Source organism: Candidatus Njordibacter sp. Uisw_056 (assembly GCF_047730085.1).
Classification (GTDB): domain Bacteria; phylum Pseudomonadota; class Gammaproteobacteria; order Pseudomonadales; family Balneatricaceae; genus Njordibacter.
In genome coordinates this window covers 959,940-982,500 of record NZ_CP159830.1, presented here as the reverse complement: position 1 = coordinate 982,500, position 22,561 = coordinate 959,940, and the positions used below count along the sequence as shown (strand labels likewise).

Genomic DNA, 22,561 nt, shown 5'->3' with positions numbered 1-22,561 from the left:
AACCTTATCGCCTTCTGCCACTTTAATTTCTAGCACACTACCAGCGAAGGCAACCGGAATCTCCATAGAGGCTTTATCAGTTTCAAGAACAACTAGGCTATCACCTTCAGCCAACTCATCACCCACCTTAACGGATACCTCAATAACCTCTACGTCTAACGCTCCTCCTAAATCTGGAACCAGTGCAAAGCGCTCTGACGTCTCTACTAAAGATTCAACCACCACATTGGACATACCCCCATCCACTGGCTCAACTTCAGCCTTTATTTCTGCTTGAGCCTCTACCTCAGGCGTTAACACTGCACCTGACACAACCGAAGCTTCACCTAATACATCAGCAGCTTCCATCTCTACCATGACATCACCTTGGCTGCAGGTATCGCCCTCTTTTAAAACAATATTTTTAATTGTGCCGGCATTTGACGCCGGAATTTCCATCGATGCTTTGTCAGTTTCAACCACTATAATAGAGTCGCCTTCACTGACCACGTCACCAATAGCTACGCAGATTTCGATGACTTCTACGTTTTCTGCACCACCCAAATCTGGAATCATCATATTACTTGTTGCCATGTCTTTGTCCTCTTTTCGTCAGCAGCTTACAGGTGAACTGGGTTTGGCTTATCACTGTCGATATTGAACTTTTTAATAGCACGCGAAACCTCAGTCACCTTTATCATACCGTCTTCTGACAGCGCTTTTAGCGCAGCAACTACAATATAGTAACGATTGACTTCAAAAAACTCTCTAAGTTTTTCGCGACTATCACTACGGCCATATCCATCGGTGCCAAGCACCTTATAAGTAGACGGCACAAATTCACGAATTTGCTCAGCAAAGGCTTTTACGTAATCTGTAGCAGCAATAACAGGGCCAGCATGGCCAGACAGGCACTGCTCTACATAGCTTTGCTTTGGCGTTGCCTCTGGGTGCAGCATGTTCCAACGACTCGCATCCTGCGCGTCACGGCCCAACTCATTAAAGCTTGTAGCACTCCAAACATCTGCACCAATATTGAACTCTTCAGCTAAAATTTCCGCAGCAGCTTCCACTTCTCGCAAGATAGTGCCACTACCCAGCAACTGAACTCGTTTCTTGGCTTTAGACTTAATCTCTTTTAACAAATACATACCTTTGATAATTCCAGCCTCACAGCCCACTGGCATATCTGGTTGATGGTAGTTTTCGTTCATGACAGTAATGTAGTAAAACTTATTTTCCTTTAAGTCATACATGCGATGCAGACCATCTTGGATAATGACCGTTAGTTCGTAGGCATACGTAGGATCATAAGTAACACAGTTAGGAATCAAGTTACCCAAAATATGACTGTGGCCATCCTCGTGCTGCAAACCTTCACCATTTAACGTGGTGCGCCCTGCTGTGGCTCCAATAAGAAAGCCACGAGCCTGACTGTCACCCGCAGCCCACGCGATATCTCCAACACGCTGGAAGCCAAACATAGAATAGAAAATATAAAACGGAATCATGGCGTAATTGTTATTACTGTATGACGTTGCGCAAGCTAGCCATGCAGACATAGCACCCGCTTCGTTAATTCCTTCTTCAAGGATCTGTCCCGCTTGGTCTTCGCGATAGTACATTACTTGATCAGCATCATGAGGCACGTACTTCTGCCCTTCGGCCGTATAAATACCAAGCTGCCGGAACATACCCTCCATACCAAAGGTGCGGGCCTCATCTGGCACAATTGGCACAACTCGCTGACCAATTTCTTTATCTTTAACCAGGGTCGTCAAAGTGCGAACAAATGACATAGTGGTCGATATCTCACGCTTACCACTAGATTTTAGTTGCCCACCCAAAGAGTCCAAACTAGGCGTCTTTAGCGATGGAAAATCACTCCGCCGACTTGGTAAAACACCCCCTAAAGCTTCTCGCCTTTCACGCATGTACTTCATTTCTGGCGTATCTTGTGCCGGACGGTAATAAGGTACATTCTTAATTTGTTCACGCGTTAACGGAATGTTAAAGCGCTCACAGAAACTTTCCATCTCGTCCATATCAAGCTTTTTGAGAGAGTGAGTTGGGTTCTTAGCTTCGCCAGACTTACCCATACCATAGCCTTTAATGGTTTGAGCTAAAATAACTGTGGGCTTACCCTGCGTATTGGTCGCTTCGTGGTAGGCTGCATAAACTTTATAAGGGTCATGTCCACCCCGGTTAAGCTTCACAATGTCATCGTCGGTATAGTCTGCTACCATCTCCAATAGCTCGGGGTATTTTCCAAAGAAATGCTCACGAGTGTAGGCACCACCCATAGCTTTGTAGTTTTGCGATTCGCCATCAACAACTTCGTTCATGCGCTGTTGCAGTAAACCTTTGGTATCCCTTGCTAGCAGAGGATCCCAGTGACGCCCCCACAGCACTTTAATGACATGCCAGCCAGCGCCAACAAATATACCTTCAAGCTCTTGAACAATTTTACCATTACCACGCACAGGGCCATCTAAACGCTGCAAGTTACAATTAACCACAAAAATCAGGTTATCCAACCTTTCTCGTCCAGCTAGTGAGATACAGCCTAATGATTCTGGCTCATCACACTCTCCATCACCTAAAAAGGCCCATACCTTACGGTCACCATTTTCAACCAACCCACGCTGCTGCTGATAACGCATAATATGGGCTTGATGAATTGCCTGTAGGGGGCCTAAGCCCATTGATACTGTAGGAAACTGCCAATAGTCTGGCATTAACCATGGATGGGGGTAGGACGATAAGCCATTGCCATCTACTTCACGGCGAAAGTTATCCATTTGCTCGTCAGTTAAGCGCCCCTCTAGATAAGAACGGGCATAGATACCAGGCGAAATATGACCCTGAAAGAATACTAAGTCACCTTCTTGCTGGTCTGTATTACCACGAAAAAAATAGTTAAAACCTACATCGTATAACGTAGCCGATGATGAGAAACTGGCAATATGACCACCTAAACCATCATCATTGTCATTAGCGCGCATCACCATCGCCATAGCGTTCCAACGAATCAAAGAACGAATGCGCCGCTCCATGAATAAATCCCCTGGCATATGCTGCTCATCCTGTGGGGCAATACTGTTTACATAAGGCGAAGTAAGGGTGTTTTCTAACTTGGCACCTTGTAGGCGAGCTTGCTCACCTAGTTTACCTAAGATGTATCGGGCGCGATCTGAGCCTTCGTTTTTAATCACTGATGTCAATGCGTCCAACCACTCTTGTGTTTCGATTGGATCTATATCTGAATGAGACTGCAACACGTTTTTCTCCTATCCATTAATGCAGAAAATTTTGCACGTTTACACAACATAAAATACTATGTAGTAATACTACAATAATTACAAAAATAATGCCAATTTAAGACTTGAAAATAACGCATTAGTAAATATTTTACATTTGCAAATTATACCCCAGAACGCCTTATAGCACGCTCTTGGCGAGTAGATTCTTTACCCTGCTCTATAATTGCTTCTTCTATAAAAGCTAAATGATCATGAGCAGCATTCCTAGCTTTTTCAGGGTTTTCAGCAACAATAGCATCCAATAAAACTCGGTGTTGCTCGTGGATACGCTCACGCGTATCGCGTTTGGGATAAACACTCTCTAAATTTGCGTATATATTATTATGAAGTAAAGTAAATAAAGAGCGCATAGTGTGCAGTAACACCGCATTGTGGGACGCTTCAGCAATAGCCAAGTGAAACTCTGCATCGGCTTTAGTTTCTTGCTCAAACAGCTTCTTATTATGGGCTGCTTGCAAATCTGCATAACATCGCTGCAAGCGCTTTTTATCGGCCTCTGTGCAGCGTAGTGCCGCATAGTAGGCCGACACACCCTCTATGGCATGGCGAAACTCTAGCAGGTCATTTTGGGCTTCTGGATGCGTAGAGAAAAGCTCAGTTAATGGATCCACCATGCTGCTACCGATTTTCTCAGAAACAAATGACCCACCACCTTGACGACTAATTATAAGCCCCCTAGCCGATAGTTTCTGTAACGCCTCCCTAAGAGACGGCCGAGAAACCTCAAACTGGGCTGCTAACTCTCGCTCTGGGGGCAACTGCTGCCCGGGTTTAAGGCTGCCTTCTAAAATCATCGCCTCTAACTGGGCCATAATCACATCTGATATTTTAGGCTGTTTTACACGCTGATATGCCATAAATACTCTCTATTGGTATTACCAATTTTATAAAATTTAAAAATAACCCGCCTATGCTGCCTTGGTCAAGTTTTACTAACCTAATTAACCACTATAATAATTTAGCCAATCTCATAATTAACATGATAAATAACAAAAGATATTGTCAAAAAACACAGTCAAACACTTAAGTATTAACACTCTTCTGGTATATTGGTCTGAACAATTAGCCAGTCAAGATTATACACTGTATAAACAGCCTAAAACTTGTTGCCAATTAAGAATTCCACCTTACTGAAACAAGTAAGCTCATAGAAATAGTATAGGTACGAGTTTAATAGCGATTCATCAAGGTGTCTTTACCTTTATTATTTTGCATCTAGTTGGTATGTTTGCCCATTTACCTTGGCTACAAGTAAGCGTTAGTAACCGCCCCAACTTATATGGCTGGGCCACCTTAAAATAGGGATAGTTTGGATATTTATGGATCAAAGCATTATTGAACGGGTCTTCGCTACTGTATTTCCCCTTGTAGCTATCGGTGCCATCGGTTTTGGATACGGCCGCTGGCGAAAGCCAGATATAAAACTCATTAACCAAATTAATATGGAGGTCTTTGTACCTTTACTAGTATTTGTAGTCTTGGCCGATCAGTCTGTGCCCATCGGCCACCTTGGGCCTATGGCTTTTGGTGCTATTATTGTTGTGCTTGGTTCAGGCCTACTTCTATGGCCGGTTATTGCTATGTCACCTTGGTCGATTAAGACCTTCTTGCCACCCATGATGTTTAATAATGTGGGGAATATGGGCATCCCATTAATTTTATTAGCCTTTGGGGAAGATTTTTTAGCCATTGCTGTTGTTTGTTTTATTGTAGAAATGACCCTGCATTTTAGTTTGGGTATTTTTATGATCAACCCAAAAATGCGCTTAATAAGCATATTCAAGCAACCCGTTATAATAGCCACTATTGCTGGTTTTGCAGTAGCACTGAGCGGCTTTCAATTGCCCGCTAGTGCTAGCTTACCCATCGACATGTTAGGGCAGATTTGTATTCCATTAATGCTCTTTACTTTGGGCATTCGCCTTACCAACATTTCTTTTGACGACTGGAAGGTTGGCTTAGTGGGCGCCATTCTTTGCCCTGTATCCGGCATTTTAATGGCGATAGCAGCGCAAATTTTGCTTCAACTGCCCCCTGAGCAATATGCTGTGCTTATTGTGTTTGGTGCCTTACCACCGGCAGTATTAAACTATATGGTAGCGGAGCAATACCAACAGGACCCAAGAAGAGTCGCCTCTATTGTGCTAATTGGTAACTTAATGGCACTCATCAGCATTCCTTTGACTTTATCATTTGTTCTCTAAATCCACACCAGCGCTGTGGTATCATAACGCCCATTGAACCACAGCATTTTTAGCGCGGAACTCACCAATGCCAACACCCCTAACTGATGTCCTCAACGACCACTTTCTTAAGGCCGATTTGCACAATAACGTGAGCGCTGCTTTATTAGAAGATGTAGGTGATGGCGATATTACGGCACGGCTGATACCAGCTGCTGAGATGGCTTTAGCAGCCATTATTACCCGTGAAAATGCTACTATCTGTGGTGTTGATTGGGTTAACGAAGTAGCACGCCAAGTAGACTCAACTATGGTAATTGATTGGATGGTGGCTGACGGCGATCAAGTGCACGCTAATCAAGTTTTATTCCAAGCTCATGGCAATGCCCGCAGCCTATTAACCTTCGAACGTTGCGCCCTTAACTTTTTACAATGTTTGTCTGGCACCGCTAGCACCGCTCATTACTATGCTGGATTAGTGGCAGACACCCAAGTAAAGCTGCTAGACACACGTAAAACTATTCCCGGCTTGCGTAAGGCACAAAAGTACGCTGTTGCCTGCGGCCAGTGTTACAACCATCGTATAGGCTTATATGATGCCTTCTTAATCAAAGAAAACCACATTGCTGCCTGTGGCGGCATTAGCCAAGCCATTGCTACCGCTCGTAAACAAGAACCTACAAAACCAGTAGAAGTTGAAGTAGAGAGTTTGGATGAGTTACAGCAGGCGTTGGAAGCGGGAGCAGACCGCATAATGCTAGACAACTTCACCTTGGCTAACATGCGCAAAGCGGTGCAACTTGCCTCAGGACGAGCCGAGCTAGAAGCATCTGGAGGCATTACCGAACAAACCCTGCGCCCCATCGCAGAAACAGGCGTGGATTACATTTCCATTGGCGCATTAACTAAAGACTGTCGCGCTATCGATTTGTCGATGCGTTTTATTTAAAACAACATTAAATGATCTAGTGAGAGCTTAATACCAATTTCTTCACCAATTTCATGGTTATGGTGGGAGTCGGCAAAACAAAACAAGGTTTGATTACCTGCTATCAATACGCGATACAAGAAATGAGTACCACGAAAACGCTTACTGAGGATACGCCCAGTTATAGGGCTATCATCCAAATGCAATACATCATCAGGTCGAATAAACACTTCGGCTTGCTGGCCTGCAGAAAAACCATGGGGCCGGTCGCTACACAAATGACCAATAGGTGACTCTACACAGGTTTCGCTACTCACATTACAGGCCAAAAAGTCTCCTTCACCTATAAAATCGGCCACAAATCGACCGTCTGGCTTGTGGTAAATATTGTAGGCTGTGTCCCACTGTTCAATACGCCCTTGATTCATTACCGCCACATGATCAGCCATAGTAAAGGCTTCAGTTTGATCATGGGTAACCAATAACCCAGGTATTTTTTCCTGGCGCAAAATAGCACCAACTTCAGGCACCAGCTCTTCTCGCAACATAGCATCTAGGCCAGAAAAAGGTTCATCTAATAACAAAAAACTTGGTTTTGGTGCCATAGCGCGAGCTAACGCGATACGTTGCTGTTGGCCACCAGACAAGGCATGGGGGTATCGCTCTTGATAGCCACTTAACCCAACTAAATCTAACAACTCTTCTACGCGCTGCACCTGTTCTGCCTTGGGCCAGTGATGCAAGCCAAAGGCCACATTAGCAGCAATATTTATATGGGGAAATAAGGCGACATCTTGGAACACCATACCCACATCTCGAGTTTCTGCGGGCAAACAAAAGTCATGCTTGGCAAGCGTTTTACCCGCTAAACTTATACTGCCAGATTGCAACGGCACAAAACCCGCTATAGCGCGTAATAATGTAGATTTACCACAGCCACTAGGGCCCAACAAACAGCCGATTTCGCCAACCCCTACAGCCAAACTTACATCCTGCACTATGGTATTTTGGCCATAGGCAATGCTCACCTTATCTACCAGCAAATGCTGATCAGAGCTATCAAAAGACATCGTCATTTAAAATTTCTCATATTATTTTGGCCTGCGACGGGCAATAGAGCCGTGTAACATCAATACAGGAACAAGCCCAACGAGTACTATCATAATGGAAGCAGGAGCCGCATCTACTAACCTTTCGTCTGATGCTAGCTCATAAGCCCGCACCGCCATAGTATTAAAGTTAAATGGCCGCAATATGAGTGTGGCGGGTAGCTCTTTGAGCACATCTACGAACACAATTAATACCGCGGTAAGTATAGAACTGCGCATTAAAGGTACATGAATTTTGCTTATAATGGCCCAAGGGCTATGCCCCATTGACCTACCCGCGTGGTCTAGGCTAGGCTTAATTTTCTCTAAACCTGATTGAACACTCCCAAGAGCTACGGCTAAGAACCGCACAGTGTATGCAAAGAGCAAAGCCACCAGACTACCTGATAAAATGAGACCTGGGCTGTGCCACCCTAAACGTTCAAAAAGGGCTATAAGGCTATGGTCTAACCACGCTAGTGGAATTAACACGCCTATGGCAACAATAGTACCTGGCAAAGCATAGCCAAAGCCTGCCATAGCAATGACCGTCCGAACAGGCTTAATGGGTCTAGTTCGTTTTGCGTAGGACAAAATAATAGCCAGTGTCACCGCAACAATAGCTGCCAAAAATGCCAAGCTAAATGAATTCCATGCTAGGCTAACAAACTCCCAGCCTAAGGGTTCTGCTTCAAAAACTGCCCAGAATAATAACTGAGTTGCTGGAATAATAAAGCCAAACATAAGAGGTGCCAAGCACACAGCAACTGCTATAACTGCATTACGGCCTATTAATGGAATTAAGTCTGCACGAGCCTTCGACTCTGCTGCTGAGTGATAGCGTGCACGACGTCTAGAATAACGCTCAAGCAATATCAATAACATCACAAAAGCCAATAAGCTGGCTGCTAGTTGCGCTGCAGCAGCTGTATCTCCATAACCATAAAAGGTGCGGAAAATACCTGTAGTGAACGTACTGACTCCAAAATACTGCACTGTGCCATAGTCTGCCAAAGTTTCCATTAACGCTAGAGATAAACCCGCAATAATGGCAGGCCGAGCCATTGGCAAGGCTAAACTCCACATGGCACGCCAGCGCGAATACCCTAAGCTACAACCCACTTCAATACTGCTAACTGACTGCTCCAAAAAAGCAGCCCTAGCCATTAGGTAAACGTAGGGGTATAGCACAAGAGACATCATTACAATGGCGCCGCCAAGAGAACGAATCTCAAAAAACCAATAATCACCATAACCAAGCCCTGTAAGGTCTCTGATCCAGGTTTGTATTGGCCCTGCAAAGTCTAATAAGCCTGTATAGGTATAAGCAATAATGTAAGCTGGCATCGCCAAAGGTAATAATAATGCCCAGCTTAACCAACGACGCCCAGGAAAACTGCACATACTGGTCAACCAGGCAGTAGGCACGCCCAGCATTAATACCCCTGTCCCCACACCCAATAACAGTAGCAAAGAATTAATCAGGTAATCACTTAGTACTGTATCTAAAAGGTGCTGCCACAACACACCTTCAGCTTGAAACAGGTAACTTAAGATCACAATCACAGGCAGTGATATGAATGCCGCAATCACCACAGCAAATACACTTAATCCGTGACGTTTAAACATTAACCCAATAACCTATCATCTAACGTCTACCACCTATTGAATATCGCTACATTATTTATCGCCATCCAGCACGGTCCATTAATTGAACTGCTTGCCGGTTATTCTGGCCTAATATTTCTAGGTCGATCGAGTCCATCTTATAAGCGCCAAAGCCCTTAAGAGCCGATGAAACTTCTACGCCCTCTACCACCGGGTATTCGTTATTAATTTCTGCATACCAAGCCTGTGCTGACTCAGATGCAAGATACTCTAACAGTGCTTGGGCTTGCTTGGGGTGCTTTCCATATTTAGTAAAGCCTGCACCACTCACATTAAAGTGTGCCCCACGGCCCAATCCCCCTGAACCATTCTGATTGGGCCAGAATACCGCCAACTGGCTAGCCACAGACTGGTCAGCTTGTTTGCTACTATTAATCATCCGGGCCAAATAGTAGGTATTGACGATGGTCACGTCACATACCCCCGCCGCCACGGCTTTTAGCTGGTCAGTATCGCCACCTGAAGGCGCTTTAGCAAGGTTTTTAACCATGCCTTCCATCCAACTCTGAGTTTTTGAAGCGCCTAGCGCATCAATCGTAGCAGCTACCAAGGACTGATTATAAACTGATTGCGACGACCGCAAACATAGGCGGCCACCCCATTGAGCTTCAGCTAAGGCTTCGTAGGTAGACAAATCAGAGGGTGTGACCCGGTCTTTGGCATAGATAATGGGCCTAGCCCTGAGAGTTAATCCATACCAGTAACCCGCTTCATCCCTAAGTTCTTTTGGAATGGTCTCTTCTAACAATGGTACAGATACTGGCTTTAGTACACCTGCCTCTTTAGCCCGATGCAGACGACCAGCATCTACAGTAATAAATAAATCTGCAGGTGTTGCACTACCCTCAACCTGCAAGCGTTTTAATAAAGCATCTGCCTTGCCAGTAATTAGGTTGACCTTAATGCCCGTGGTGTTACTAAACTGGTCTAACAAGGGTTTAATCAAGGCTTCTTTACGGGCTGAATAAACGTTCACCACGCCACTGGCTTGGGCGCTTGTTACTGCCAAAATACTTGCAGTAATAGCAGATATTAAAAGGCTGTTGATTAAATTAAAAGATCTCATTTATGGTGTCTCACTTATGGCGCTCATGGCGCTATTGGGTTTTATCTTGGTGCGCCGCAAGCAGCGCCAGCAGTGTTTAAAAGGCTGCCAGTACAAGGTGACTAGTTGATGCTCTTGGGGTTTTTGATGTCTCAGACCATAGGTTAAATCTTGTGTGTTAGAACCATACTCTAAAGTGTTACCCACTCGATCCCACACCGCAATAAATGCACCAAAGTTTTTGTTCCAGTGCTCGCGCGCTTGGGAGTGATGTATTTGATGTTGCGCTGGAGAAATAAGCCACCGCTCTAGCGTTTTACCATAACTAATAGGTACTGGGGAATGACGTAAATTAGACCCCAGAAAATTTAATGCAGCGGTAAATACATTGGCCCCCAATACACTCAGCAAGGTCACTCGATCATAAAATAAAAATACAAAAATACCGATTAAAAACCCTTGCACTAGGGCACTCCTCAAGCCAAACAGCACTCCCTCGACGGGGTGCGTACGAAAAACCGTAAACGGCGTTAAGCTTTCAGCAGTATGGTGTACTCGATGGAAAGCCCACAAAGCAGGCCAGCGGTGCATGAGCCGATGTAGATAATAACGGCTTGCATCATCCACTACAAATAAACATGCTGTAAACAGCACTGATACCCAAAAGGCAGATATGTCAGACGACCATAAGGGCCGAACCACCCAATCACTAAGGCTATAGAAGATGCTAGTAGCAAGTACCAGCTTGCTGAGCAAGAGTGGGCTTAACAGCAGCATTAGAGGCTGATTGAGCAGCATCAACTGGTAGTCCGATCGACTGGACCTAGACCACCAAGTTTCACGCCGAAAGAACCAGCCCACAGCGGCCATAAAGTTAAGCTTGCGCTGCCACATGAGCCATATAATGGCTAATATAGCAGCACTTAATAAATAACCTAGAAACACGCGCTTGCTACCTTGGCTAACTAAACCCGTAAGTTCAGAAAACCAAGATTGTGCAAACTCAAGTAGCCATTGCACTATTGACTAAGCCAACAGTTAATCATTTTCTGCTGCCAAAGCTTCACCCAGCGAATCTACAAGCTGAGCTAAGTTTGCCGTCACATCTTTGCTACGAGCTTCGACGCCAAAATCATCGATCATCAGTTTTTGTAACTTAATCATCTGCACCCGATACTCAGCCATACTCACCGACGAGCTTTGCACAAACTCACCATTAACTAGGGCAGCAACTTGAGTATTACCTAACAACACTGGGCTGTACCCAAGCAACCTATTTAACTTAACCCCTGTTTCACCAAGGTTTACACCACCGGCTTCCAAGGCTAAGGCAAAACCTTTTAACTCACCCCAGTGCTTGGCGTAGTTACGATAAGCCTTCACAGCATCACCATTAGCTTCAATAATAGTTTCTAGCTTTTCAATGTCACCGTATACAGAACCTGCATACTTAAACACAGCTTCAGCAATTAGGCGCTGCCATTGGCTTTTAATAATGCCTGCATAGCCCATCAATTCACTGCGTTGGCCAGTTGTAAGCGCTTCACCATTAGCAGAAGATATTAGGTTGCGGCCATCTAAAAAGGCCTGAACAATAGTATGAAGGTACTTAGTTTTACCACCCTTATCAAACGAGGCTGCGTAGTATGCGTGAGCATAGGCCATCTCAGTAACTAACGACACCTTGCCATCGTTATTGTAGTCAGCCTTGTCAAAGCTGTCTGCTTTTTGCTTAGCGATACCATAAACTTCTGCAGCAGTTAACGTCATGGTGTGAGCTGGGGCGCCAAAATAACCAAAGGCCTCGTCCCATACGTGCTCTTTACCTGTATAGGCCTTACCCTCTTTGTATGCCTTGTTGTTTGGATTCACATTCGCACCTAGCTTTTCATCTAAGTAATTATCTACCGCCTGATTGTAAAACACAGCGCCCATAGTGAATTTAGAAACCAACTGCGTGTAGTCATAGCCTGTTAAAGGGTCAAAGCCTTTTTCTGTGGCTGCAGCCTTTTCTAGCAACAAGTCTAGCAACTCAGCCCCTGTGAGCCCACCAGGCATGCCAGAAATCAAGCCCTTATAGGCTTTCCCAGAAAGATTTTTGCCTTTTGAGATTTTATCTACATGTGTTTGTAGCACTGGGAAGCCGTCTTTTGAAACTGGGTCTACAATAACTCTACCCGGCTCTTTACCATTAAAGTACGCTTTAGTTTGCTCTAGGCTAGCACCCCTACTGACCAACTTTTTGGCTGAATTGTGCAAAACATGTCGTGCTATTTGGCCAGTATAAGCCTCCGAATGGGTTTTGCTACCAGAATAGTTTTTTACTGTGATGGGGAAGCCTGCATAAACCTCTGCATGTCCACCCGCGTTGGCTTGGCCTGTTAAGGTTACGCTAGCGGCAACAACTACAGAAAGAAGTGTTTTGATCATGGTTTTTCTCTGATTAAAGTTGAGTTAAGTTGATGCTTGTATCATAAACAATCTTTAATCTTAATGCAAATCATTCTTATTAACATTAGCACAATTTTTAGCGTTTATATAAATTGCATAAATACCTCATTATTTACAACATTTATATAAGACGCAGGTACCCATAGAATTCGCTAGCTGTTAGAATGCGCGGCTACACCGTCCCAGTAGCTCAGCTGGATAGAGCAGCCGCCTCCTAAGCGGCAGGCCGGAGGTTCGACTCCTCTCTGGGACGCCATTCCCCCTTATTTTCCGGTTTCATCCCACCACAAATCCGTTTGAAAACGCCCTTATATCGAGTTATTATCCTCCCATGCGGTATTTTACGGTATCGCCAAAGCCTAAAGCTTTAGGTACACAGGTTGGTACACAGATTCATGGAAACCGTTTTGTGTACCAAAAAATATCCCACTTGATAAAAAACTGTGTACCTAAAACCTATAATTAAGGCACATTAAATCAGTGGAGAATGGCTATGCCAGTATTAGCGAAATCGTTAATCCTGTGATTATCTTTTTGATACTCATGTGTCCGTCCTTGAAAGGTTGTAATGATGGCTATAACTTTACTAATATCAACCTGTCATTGATATATGACTTATGCTGAACTTACTCACATCCCTCAAGTTTACTCAAGTAAGCTAAATCCAACTCAAAAGGATAGCCCGCCTCAAGTAAGGCTAAATTTTAGCTGTATGGCTTTGGTGAGGGTGGAGGTTTCTTATAACGCTGCCTTGCGTTAACCTTTGATCAACTGTCTTCATTGTAAGATTTCATCATTCTGGGAAGCACTGAGGATATATAGATTAGGTTCAGGGTTTAATTTGACGAAAATTTTGAGATTTCTTCTGTAAAAAGCAAACCTTTTTTAAAACCCCTTACACCCCAAGTCTTATAAATAGACTTTTGCTCATTACATATTTGCATAGATAAATTTCTTATCAAATGCAAGGGTGACCCACCTCCACCATTTCTTGAATTTCCTTTTGCAACTGTAAGACATAAGTTTTTATTACTTTTTAAACGTATTGTATTGTCTTGAGTAAATACAAATTCTTGTGTATTCCCACATTTTATAAGGCTTAAATTCATAGGTTTATTAGAAGAAGCTGAACGTACACAAACATTAAAATAAGGAAAGAACAATTGTTTTTGCTTCAATTTATTAGCATCTAAACCTTGATCAACGGCAATTTTTCCCTGATACGAGTAACATGAATGTACCTGAATTCCCCTACTTATTTTAGCTTTAAGTTTATGTCCTTTAATGTCAATACAAAACCCTCTTATATCATCTAAATTATTCAGTAATTTAAGTTCTACCATATGAACTTCAGACTCACTCCAACTAGGAGACGACAAAAGTGATATGAAGAGTATGGTTAGCAGTGTTTTGATTGGTTTCATCCCTTTAGCAAGCTGTACGAAATAAAATTCATCAATGCCCAAATTCACAGGACACTGATGAATATTTAAATGCTACACGTTCCAGATTAAATCAATGTTACGTTAGAGTATCGCCATCAGTTGCACTACAGCAACCACCACGAAGATTAGCGCAAAAACAAACTTGAGAACCGAAAATGGGATTGCTGTCATAGCTACTCCGTAGTTCGTTGCTCTCATGCCATCATCCATGTCACGGACTAGGTATTGCATGTTGGTCATCATTCTAAAGATGGCAAACACGCCCACAAAGCATGGCCCAATAACAGATGCAGCAACCACGTTTTCTTTACCTGAGATGTCAGCCAGCACGATGACCATCATGGTTGATAGTTGTGCGATGGTTAGAAGCACTGTAGCGATCAAGAAGTAGTAAAACGTACTCGTCTGTATGGCGGCTCTTAAATTTTGATCCATAGTTATTTTCCTTACCCCTTTAGGGCTATTATTAGTGTATAAACCAGTTTTAATGTTGTCTCCAACAAACCAAGCCTACAGGAAGGAAACTAAGAATTTTTCTGATTTTTAATCTTAATCACAGCCAATTCGAGGATCGATTTCAAAACATTTATTACCATCAACACTATATCCCGGTAGGCTAGCAAGATAATTAAACGTGTACATTCCTAAGCAAGCTACAACAAACACTACAAAACACACTAAACCAAGGATAGTAAAGATGATCTTTTTACCCTTCATGCTTTCCCCTATAATTCAACATCATAACCAATAGTTAGCGCTAAGATTAACGTGCTCCATTTTTTGTTAAATCTAATAAAGTTGTTGAGATTTTAGAGTGTCACTTAGCCACTGTTTCACACTAATTTGACCTTAGTTAAGGGGGGCAGATTACTTTTTTGGTACACGGGTTGGTACACATTTGAGCTACTATAACCAACAACCACATATAATAAATAGCTCTTAGCCATAGACGCGCCGTCTCTCTGGGACGCCATTTGCCCTTGTTTTCCGGTTGCATCCCACCACAAATCCGCTTGAAAGTCCCTTTATTTTGAGTTGGTTCACGGGGATAAATGGCAACACCACTAATATGGATTATGTTGTGGCATTAAAAGATGCTTATCTTTCAGGCGGACTTAATTGGAACAGTTCTCAGAAGCGAACTTTTGCAAATGATACCCTAAAGAACGGATTCGTGCCTCTGAAATTTATAACTAAGGTGCGTAATTCACGCTATGCTTTTGCTAGCGGAAAGTACGTTGAGTAGATTGATCTTTATGTTTAAGTGAAAAAACGTATAGTTTTAGCTTGACTAATAACAGCATTAATAAAGCTAAAGTGGCGTGCCGATAATTCAAAAGCTGCAGCTGTTATACGCAGTTCAGGTCTGAAAATATTAAGGTGGCATAAAAATAATGAAAAGGCTTAGAACTGGAGCTCTAAGCCTATGTTTGTATTATTTACAGGGATAAAGGTTCCATTCTGCATTACCCTCTGCATCAGATTCGTAAGTAAACATATAATACTTACCATTCAGTTCAGATAACGCTTCAGATGTAGTTTCAAATGAAGCGCCACCTTTAAACGACACACCACCAGCTTCCGTCATGTTCCCAACACCATTGCATATAAATGTGGCAACACCTTTTTCGCAGGCTATAATTCCAGCAGAACACGCACCCAACCATGAACCGTCAGGTCTCATCTCAGCAGTAAATGTTGCTCGTGCCATAACATCATGACCTACAAGCTTTCCGCTGCCAACATTGTGTGTTTCCATAGCAGGTAATCCATATTTTCCAGATGCTATCGGCTTACTGGTTTCCTTTAAAATTAATGTTCCGGCTTTATTTCCAAGCATTTTTACTCTCCTTATGAACTTGTTGGTTCAGTCCTCAGACGACCAACTTAAACAGCCCAACTAGCCGTATGCTCCTCAGGCCTTTATTAACAATACTCCCCCCTCAATTAAATACTAGTCCTATTTCTTAACCGTACATGTTTAACCAGAGGGAGGGGCTATTAATAACTTATTCAGCTAGACCCATTCACCTCTCCAATAAAAAGAGCCTGTGTCAGGCCCAGCAAAAGATCCAGTCGGTTGGCAGACTCCACTTACGGCTGCTCCCGCATACTTACCCCATCCAGCAACCGTTTTAAAGGAACAGACACTCCAATCAGCGCCTGTGATAGAACCCACATTTACATAGCCATCCCCATCAGCGTCCGTGGCAGTGCAGCGAAAAGTAGAACCTTTGTTGGAGTAGTCAGGACCCATTACATAAATAGCAGTACAACGAGCCTTAACAATAGAAGGGAAACCTTCTGGCTGGCCTTCCATAAACCAAATACTGTCTGTACCAGCTTCTCTAACAATGGTGCCATCGGACATAACCTGCGGCTCACCTACGGTATTGATATCGTAACCTTTTCCAGTCTCAGCAACCGCTAAGCTAGTTACTGCTAGTGCGCCACTCAATACTACTAATTGTATTGTTGTTTTCATCATTACTCTCCTTATGAACTTGCTGGCTTAGTCCTTGGACGACCAACTTTAAAGCTAGCCAGCTCCATGCGCCTCAGGCTTGAATTAACAACATACCACCTAGCCTCTAGAAATTTGCCTAACCTTGTCATGCACGGGTAGCTTTCTTTGTTCCAGGCACTAACTATGGATTTTTTTTAGTTACCCAAGTTGGTACCCTAAATTTAATAACCGCGTTTGAAACGCGCTATTTAAGGGGATCTAAGCAAAGGTTCGACTCACCCCATCTATGGCGAAACACATTTAACTCAAGGTGCTTTAGCATTAAGATAAAAAACTAGTTTAAGTCGAAGGATTATGTGTATGGTACACAGGCTGGTAAACAGGTTGGTACATAGCCTAGCACCAAAAAACTAAAACCCATGTATTAAAAGACCATCAATGGTAGAGGCGCCGTCTCTCTGAGACGCCACTAATTCTATGCTAAGCCGAATTTCTATGAGGCATACGGACAGATAACACGTTATTTCTGAGGCATTAACCACCTAGGATATTTCACTTTCAGTGGTCGTTAACACCGCATAGATTCGTAAATATATGGCTCCCAAGCATACAGTACGAATGAAAAGCATTTAGTTAGAGAAGCAAAAACCGTTGCGGTCTGGGGTGTCAGATACAGAATTTTCTGGGCAATATGAGCCTGAGGTCCTCGTTCGACAGAATGGGCCAGGATTATTAACACAGCTAGCTGAATCTAAGTAGTTACCTATAGCGTTCAGCCAGGACGGCTCACCAGGGATACCATGAGGTTTATGGCAGCCAAAGAAACCATTATGCCATCCATCCATGCACCCCCCCTCGTTTGGGGCGCCATTTGAATTAGCTAGGGGGGCTATTAATACTAAAGCTATTAATAAGCCTCTCAATTTTTTCAAAAAAATCTCCTTGTTAATGTCAATGCCAAGGAATAGTGGCCAATGGTTTAGGCTGTCTACAATCTTCCACCTTTGTTACTTAAAAAGGTGGGCAAAAGTTAGGCTCCCATAATCTAACCCTATACTCTCTTAAAATAACCCATTTGAAAATAGCAGAGAAATTAACTTTTACTTGATTATCAAGACCTTTTATATGGGTTACCTGCGGTTAAACAGTTTTATTTAGAGCTCCGTGCCTTATTTAAAACTTCACGTAACAACTCCACACGTTCTCGGTTAGCCCCAAAATCAGACTGCCCGACACGAGATGCACTTTTTACTTGAATCAACTGCTTTTTGCGGTCAAATAGTAATTCAACATCGTCAATAAACCCCATCAATGGCGTAGTGAACTGATAGTGTCTGTAAGACTCGTTTCCCGATATTAGTATAGCCTGCGGTATGGTTTCAACTAGGTCACGCAACATTAACCAGGTTAATTCAGGGGTGTCGCTGGCATTAATAGGCGCGATACGCATACTGCTTTGTGTCGTTTGACTGCTCACACAGTTTGGGCTTTTGCCACATTCTATCAGCTGCCCCTTTGATAATCCTAGGTTTTTTGCATGGGTGTATTCTGTGTTATACCAGCGCGAGCCAAAAATGGTCAACATTATTAGCGCTATTAATACAATTAAGCTGAGGCTTGCCCAGTTATATTTCATATAGGCCCCTTCGGGATCACATAACCTTGGTTTAAAGTTAATTTTATACCCTCGCCGTTATCCCGACTGAACTCATAATACACGTTTAGTTTAGCCATGGTTATGAATGCAGTAACGGCTGTAAAAGAACCTTACTTTAGGCCTTAAAGCAGCTTAAAACTAATGCCAAACGGCAAAACAGCCTAACAACCATTAAACACTATCCCAAAATAGGATAAATTTGTTTTGGCTCCCTATGCCCAAGAAACATAATAATAACGTTTGAAATCTGAAATAGAGGTAATAAAGCCTTCGATGGGAAGTCCATTTTTAGCCATGGGCTCAATAAACACATCAGTTTTTTTCACTTTCCTAAACCCGACTTTCATTACATAATCTAATGGCGATTTTATCCCCTGCAAAGTGGTTGAAACTTGCAGAGATTGGTCTTCGAGAACCGTAATATTAAACGGCCCATAAATCACACCCTTGTTGAGAATCATGATCGTAGTAAAACCAAAAACATCCACATTTTTAAGGACTCCATAATCTAAAGAAGGTAGGCCACAACTGAATATCGGCACAAACACTGAAGCACCGGTTATTTCTGCGGCAGAACCATCTGCCCAAACATCACAACGTAATTCTGCGCCTGCGGGGCGGTGATTTCTTTGAACATTATTCACTATAAAGGGTGAATTTTTAGGTATTCTTCGCAATAGTTCCTGATAACCACTGGAGATCCAGCATTTGCCATTTTTAAAAACTTTAGGTCTAGCGGGTAAAATGCTCGCTGGAATGATTGGATGGTAAAAAGATATTATGTTAACGATTCCTGAATCCCCATCAACGTGATCATCATTAAACATTGCAACGATGTCGTAGGATGTGTATTCACTTAACGCTATCATTATAGAACCCTTTTAAAACTTCGTTTTTATGGTAAGTTAAAACCTGATTGGTTTGTTTATTCATCTATACAGCACACAAAGGCGTTTAAATTACTTAGATGAAGTAGTGAAACACATTTAACCTCATCATCCCCCTTTTTCAAAAGACAGTGTGGCATTTCGGGTCAGTCCCTAGCGCCGCATATGGTCTTTATTTAATGATTTTTTATGCAACATTTGCTGTGCATTTGGCCACAGTGAAGAAGTGAAGTGTAAAACATATCCGCTTTTACTGAGCCTTGATTAAATTGGCCATAAATACTTTTGCCTCCTTATTTCACACCAACTACACCTTAGCCCTAAAATTGCTTTTGAACATCTATGTTCTACTTTTATATTTCATGATACCTTAAACCAGCTCATATGCTAGAACAGAACAAAAGCCGTGGCGGGTTTGGTTTGATCGTCTTAAAAAGTAGATTATTCCAAAATAAAGTATGTTTTTAAGAACAGGTCTAGGTGTACTGTTTTCGTAGTGAGATCAATCTATTTTTTATTCTTTTCTTCTATTATTACCATCCCAGCGCTCCAAATCAATTAACTTTTGAGTTAATTCTAAGTTTCTGGCAAGGGCTTCTTTATCTAGCGCTGCTATAAACCGAGTGATGTTATCTATTTTCTGTTTGGTATGCTCACGCTGCATTTGCTCAAGTGTGGAACGCACTTCATTAAAAGTAACTTTGCCACTGCGTTTTCTCCTTCCATTCCACCAAAGGAAAAGCCCTGATACCCCAAGTCCCAAAATCATGCCTAGAATAATGTATAGGGGATTACTTATTATAACTTGAGTGGATTTTAAGCTTACTTCCTGTCCAGTTGCTATCAGTTCAGCGGCTACTCCATTACCAAATACCATTAAAAGTGTTAAGCCAAACAGTAGCTTTTTAAAGTCCATATTGATGCCCGAAGGTGTTAAAAATTCTTCCGATTAGCCACAAAAACAAACCACTTTTGTGACCTTGCTAACATATCTTAAAACCACCATTAATCCTCTATAAAAATAACAAATTTGAGCATCTGTTCAATAATTGAACATCAAAAGTTTCGTATTCTCGGCGTTTAACGTTTAGGATGCCTAAAGAAAGCGTTTAAAGCTAAACATTACCTTCTCAGAAAAGTAATCGATCACGGTAAAGATTTACCAACATAACCAAAAAATGGTGGATGCTAATATCGTAGACTAGGAAATATAAATGATCACCGACGGGTTAATTTATGGCAGGATCTTTAACCATGAAACTGACTTGTGAAACATTATCACCCTACTGTGGAGGGCAAAATATTATGTGTTTTTATGTGTTTGGGTGCTGTCCTTGGGCACTAAGCAGCTTAGACAAAGGAGCGGCTGGTTTGTAAACACAGCAAACAATTACGGCCAAGCTTCGTTTTACTTAGCCTAACTTGCATCTACTGTAAGAAACCAGTCAATTGGTCTGTTATGGTTGGTAAAGTGGCGTTATATTTAAGGTGCAAAATGATCGGTCAATAAGGTTTTCACAACCTACCCCAGGTCAAAGCTATTTTTGTGTGTCTTTATGCCCAGATTTTTTGGGCTTTTTTTACCTCTACTAGCACTATTAACTCAACCATACTGATTGTTCTATTAGCCGAAAATTTAGTTGATAAAACATACAGTGAAAACCTACGTCTATTATTAATAATATTGACTAACCCCAGCACTCAAATCTTCTTTTTTGAGCGAAGAACATCACCAAATATTACCTGGTTCTATTTTTTTGTATATTGAGCCAATATAAAGTTACGTGAAACAATTCATTATTTTGTTTAGCAGAACCACTACAACGCTTTAAAAGCATCAATTTGCCGACCAAAGATAATGGCCACTTTTGTTAGCGTGCGAAAAGGGTTGATGGTAGCCACAACAGACTATGGTTCGCAAGTCATTTTTCAGTGGGTAGTCAATCATTTTTGTTTACAGACCAGCAGCCATAATCAATGACTTACTAAAAGATCTTGTGTTTACCCAGCAAGACAAATATTGGTATCCCTGATAGACATAACCCCATAGCTTCGCTAGAAAAGCGCATAGACGATAAACAGAGCATTATATTCAACTTAAATAAACGTTATTATGTGAGCGTCATATCTAGGCTGATTTGTGATTTAAATAAAGGCTGCACACTTAATGGTTAATAAGAAACCGCCGACTCACTAATAGGTAACTAGATAGCATACATTAAGGAGCACAGCAGCGGCTTTTATTAAACCAGCAAGATAAACACAGGGCTAAGAAAAGCCACAGGAGAAGTATATGATTGAGTATTTATCACAACCCGTATCAATAGGTGGTGCCCTAGGCGCTGTGGTTATCTTCATCTTTTACAAGCGCAGCTTGGATGCCAAGATCAAAGGCTTGCAATTACAGATCGATCAGCTAAAACAATAGAACAATACTAAAGCCAAATGCCATTAACAGTTATAACCACACCAATTTTTTGTGGGCCATTATTAGCCAAGCTCCATCATTTATTTAAAAGCACAGGTTAGGTGAACACTCAAGGGTTTTTCAATTACACTATTATTAGCGACGACCAAAGCTTATAATTTTTCACATCGAAAAGAACTAAAGTGAACTAAATTCTTATTTAGGCATTCCCGCTATGAAAGTTATTCATGTTACTGATACCCACCTAGTCGCTGCTGGAGAAAAGCTCCAAGGCCTCGATCCGCTTGAGCGCTTGCGGCTTTGCTTTAAAGATATTGCTACTCACCATAGCGATGCAGACCTATGCGTGCTCACTGGAGATTTGAGCGACTGTGGCCAAACTGAGGCCTATATATTACTTAAAAATCTTTTAACAGCGCTGCCTATGAACACCTCTTTACTGTTGGGTAATCATGATCACCGGCAACGCTTCTGTGACGTCTTTATTGATACACCAAGGGACTCACATGGCTTTGTGCAATGGTCACAGACGACATCAGAAGGAGTGCTGTTATTTCTTGATACCAATGAACCAGGCACTGATGAGGGCGTTTATTGTAAACAGCGGCATGAATGGCTGCGTGGGCAGTTGGCCAAGTATAATGACAAACCTGTTTATTTGTTCATGCACCATCCACCATTTGATATCGGCATACCAGACATGGATGCTCTGCGCCTACGAGACTGTGAAACGTTTGCACAAACACTGGCCAGCCATAGCAATATTCGCCACCTATTTTTCGGCCATGTGCATCGCCCCATAAGCGGCCAATGGCAAGGGATTAGTTTTTCTGCCCTTCACGGCACCAACCATCAGGTTCCTCTTTTGCTCAACAAAGATCCAGACAACGGGTTGTTTGCCTATTGTCAGGAGGACCCATCCTACGGTATCGCGCTTATATCCAATGACACGACCACAGTGCATCTGCAGCCTTTTCTCCATCGCCAACCGGTTTACTACAAACGGGGGTAA

19 protein-coding genes and 1 tRNA gene (1 of these 20 running past the window's edge) are annotated in these 22,561 nt (G+C 42.5%); 5 read left to right on the top strand and 15 right to left on the bottom strand.

Going from position 1 to position 22,561, the window contains the following annotated elements:
* The 3 genes from ABXT60_RS04845 to pdhR form a co-directional block, all read right to left on the bottom strand.
* Positions 1-573, bottom strand: the beginning of a protein-coding gene (locus tag ABXT60_RS04845) for a dihydrolipoyllysine-residue acetyltransferase (RefSeq protein WP_443631621.1). The gene continues 1,104 nt to the left of window position 1, outside the view; 573 of the gene's 1,677 nt are visible here — the first part of the coding sequence; it begins with the start codon at positions 571-573; the stop codon falls past the left edge of the window.
* Between the two features lie 26 nt (positions 574-599).
* Positions 600-3,260 (bottom strand): pyruvate dehydrogenase (acetyl-transferring), homodimeric type, encoded by a 2,661-nt coding sequence (gene aceE, locus ABXT60_RS04840; RefSeq protein WP_443631620.1) that lies wholly within the window; start codon positions 3,258-3,260, stop codon positions 600-602.
* Between the two features lie 143 nt (positions 3,261-3,403).
* Entirely contained in the window at positions 3,404-4,159 is a 756-nt protein-coding gene (pdhR, locus tag ABXT60_RS04835) for a pyruvate dehydrogenase complex transcriptional repressor PdhR (protein ID WP_443631619.1), read from the bottom strand.
* A gap of 462 nt (positions 4,160-4,621) precedes the next feature.
* Between pdhR and ABXT60_RS04830 the strand changes: the two genes are divergently transcribed.
* Both ABXT60_RS04830 and nadC read left to right on the top strand, forming a co-directional pair.
* Positions 4,622-5,506, top strand: coding sequence for an AEC family transporter (locus tag ABXT60_RS04830; protein WP_443631618.1), 885 nt, complete (start codon positions 4,622-4,624; stop codon positions 5,504-5,506).
* Positions 5,507-5,573: 67 nt separating this feature from the next.
* A complete protein-coding gene (nadC, locus tag ABXT60_RS04825) occupies positions 5,574-6,434 on the top strand; it encodes a carboxylating nicotinate-nucleotide diphosphorylase (RefSeq protein ID WP_443631617.1) in 861 nt (286 codons plus the stop codon).
* Here the strand turns inward: nadC and ABXT60_RS04820 are convergent.
* The 5 genes from ABXT60_RS04820 to ABXT60_RS04800 are packed head-to-tail and all read right to left on the bottom strand — an operon-like array spanning position 6,431 to position 12,644.
* A complete protein-coding gene (locus ABXT60_RS04820; RefSeq protein WP_443631616.1) occupies positions 6,431-7,489 on the bottom strand; it encodes an ABC transporter ATP-binding protein in 1,059 nt (352 codons plus the stop codon). The two genes, nadC and ABXT60_RS04820, sit on opposite strands and share 4 nt — an antisense overlap.
* Before the next feature lie 15 nt (positions 7,490-7,504).
* Entirely contained in the window at positions 7,505-9,130 is a 1,626-nt protein-coding gene (locus tag ABXT60_RS04815; RefSeq protein WP_443631615.1) for an ABC transporter permease, read from the bottom strand.
* A 55-nt stretch (positions 9,131-9,185) separates the two neighbouring features.
* Positions 9,186-10,235: a Fe(3+) ABC transporter substrate-binding protein gene (locus ABXT60_RS04810; protein ID WP_443631614.1), complete on the bottom strand. Its 1,050-nt coding sequence runs from the start codon at positions 10,233-10,235 to the stop codon at positions 9,186-9,188.
* Positions 10,236-11,234, bottom strand: coding sequence for a sterol desaturase family protein (locus tag ABXT60_RS04805; RefSeq protein ID WP_443631613.1), 999 nt, complete (start codon positions 11,232-11,234; stop codon positions 10,236-10,238).
* Positions 11,235-11,252: 18 nt separating this feature from the next.
* Entirely contained in the window at positions 11,253-12,644 is a 1,392-nt protein-coding gene (locus ABXT60_RS04800; protein ID WP_443631612.1) for a DUF4856 domain-containing protein, read from the bottom strand.
* Between the two features lie 200 nt (positions 12,645-12,844).
* Here ABXT60_RS04800 and ABXT60_RS04795 point away from each other — a divergent pair.
* Positions 12,845-12,921, top strand: a tRNA-Arg gene (locus tag ABXT60_RS04795).
* Positions 12,922-13,501: 580 nt separating this feature from the next.
* Here the strand turns inward: ABXT60_RS04795 and ABXT60_RS04790 are convergent.
* The 7 genes from ABXT60_RS04790 to ABXT60_RS04760 form a co-directional block, all read right to left on the bottom strand.
* Positions 13,502-14,008, bottom strand: coding sequence for a hypothetical protein (locus ABXT60_RS04790; RefSeq protein ID WP_443631611.1), 507 nt, complete (start codon positions 14,006-14,008; stop codon positions 13,502-13,504).
* Between the two features lie 183 nt (positions 14,009-14,191).
* Positions 14,192-14,545, bottom strand: coding sequence for a hypothetical protein (locus ABXT60_RS04785; protein ID WP_443631610.1), 354 nt, complete (start codon positions 14,543-14,545; stop codon positions 14,192-14,194).
* Positions 14,546-15,545: 1,000 nt separating this feature from the next.
* Positions 15,546-15,950 (bottom strand): hypothetical protein, encoded by a 405-nt coding sequence (locus ABXT60_RS04780; protein ID WP_443631609.1) that lies wholly within the window; start codon positions 15,948-15,950, stop codon positions 15,546-15,548.
* A 177-nt stretch (positions 15,951-16,127) separates the two neighbouring features.
* Positions 16,128-16,598 (bottom strand): hypothetical protein, encoded by a 471-nt coding sequence (locus ABXT60_RS04775; protein ID WP_443631608.1) that lies wholly within the window; start codon positions 16,596-16,598, stop codon positions 16,128-16,130.
* A gap of 1,129 nt (positions 16,599-17,727) precedes the next feature.
* A complete protein-coding gene (locus tag ABXT60_RS04770) occupies positions 17,728-18,213 on the bottom strand; it encodes a DUF1499 domain-containing protein (RefSeq protein ID WP_443631607.1) in 486 nt (161 codons plus the stop codon).
* Between the two features lie 233 nt (positions 18,214-18,446).
* A complete protein-coding gene (locus ABXT60_RS04765) occupies positions 18,447-19,103 on the bottom strand; it encodes a hypothetical protein (RefSeq protein WP_443631606.1) in 657 nt (218 codons plus the stop codon).
* A 532-nt stretch (positions 19,104-19,635) separates the two neighbouring features.
* Positions 19,636-20,037, bottom strand: coding sequence for a hypothetical protein (locus ABXT60_RS04760; RefSeq protein ID WP_443631605.1), 402 nt, complete (start codon positions 20,035-20,037; stop codon positions 19,636-19,638).
* A 1,377-nt stretch (positions 20,038-21,414) separates the two neighbouring features.
* On the opposite strand from ABXT60_RS04760, the gene ABXT60_RS04755 reads away from it, so the two are divergent.
* Together ABXT60_RS04755 and ABXT60_RS04750 are read left to right on the top strand one after the other, a co-directional pair.
* Positions 21,415-21,549: a hypothetical protein gene (locus tag ABXT60_RS04755; protein WP_443631604.1), complete on the top strand. Its 135-nt coding sequence runs from the start codon at positions 21,415-21,417 to the stop codon at positions 21,547-21,549.
* A 214-nt stretch (positions 21,550-21,763) separates the two neighbouring features.
* Positions 21,764-22,561, top strand: coding sequence for a phosphodiesterase (locus ABXT60_RS04750; RefSeq protein ID WP_443631603.1), 798 nt, complete (start codon positions 21,764-21,766; stop codon positions 22,559-22,561).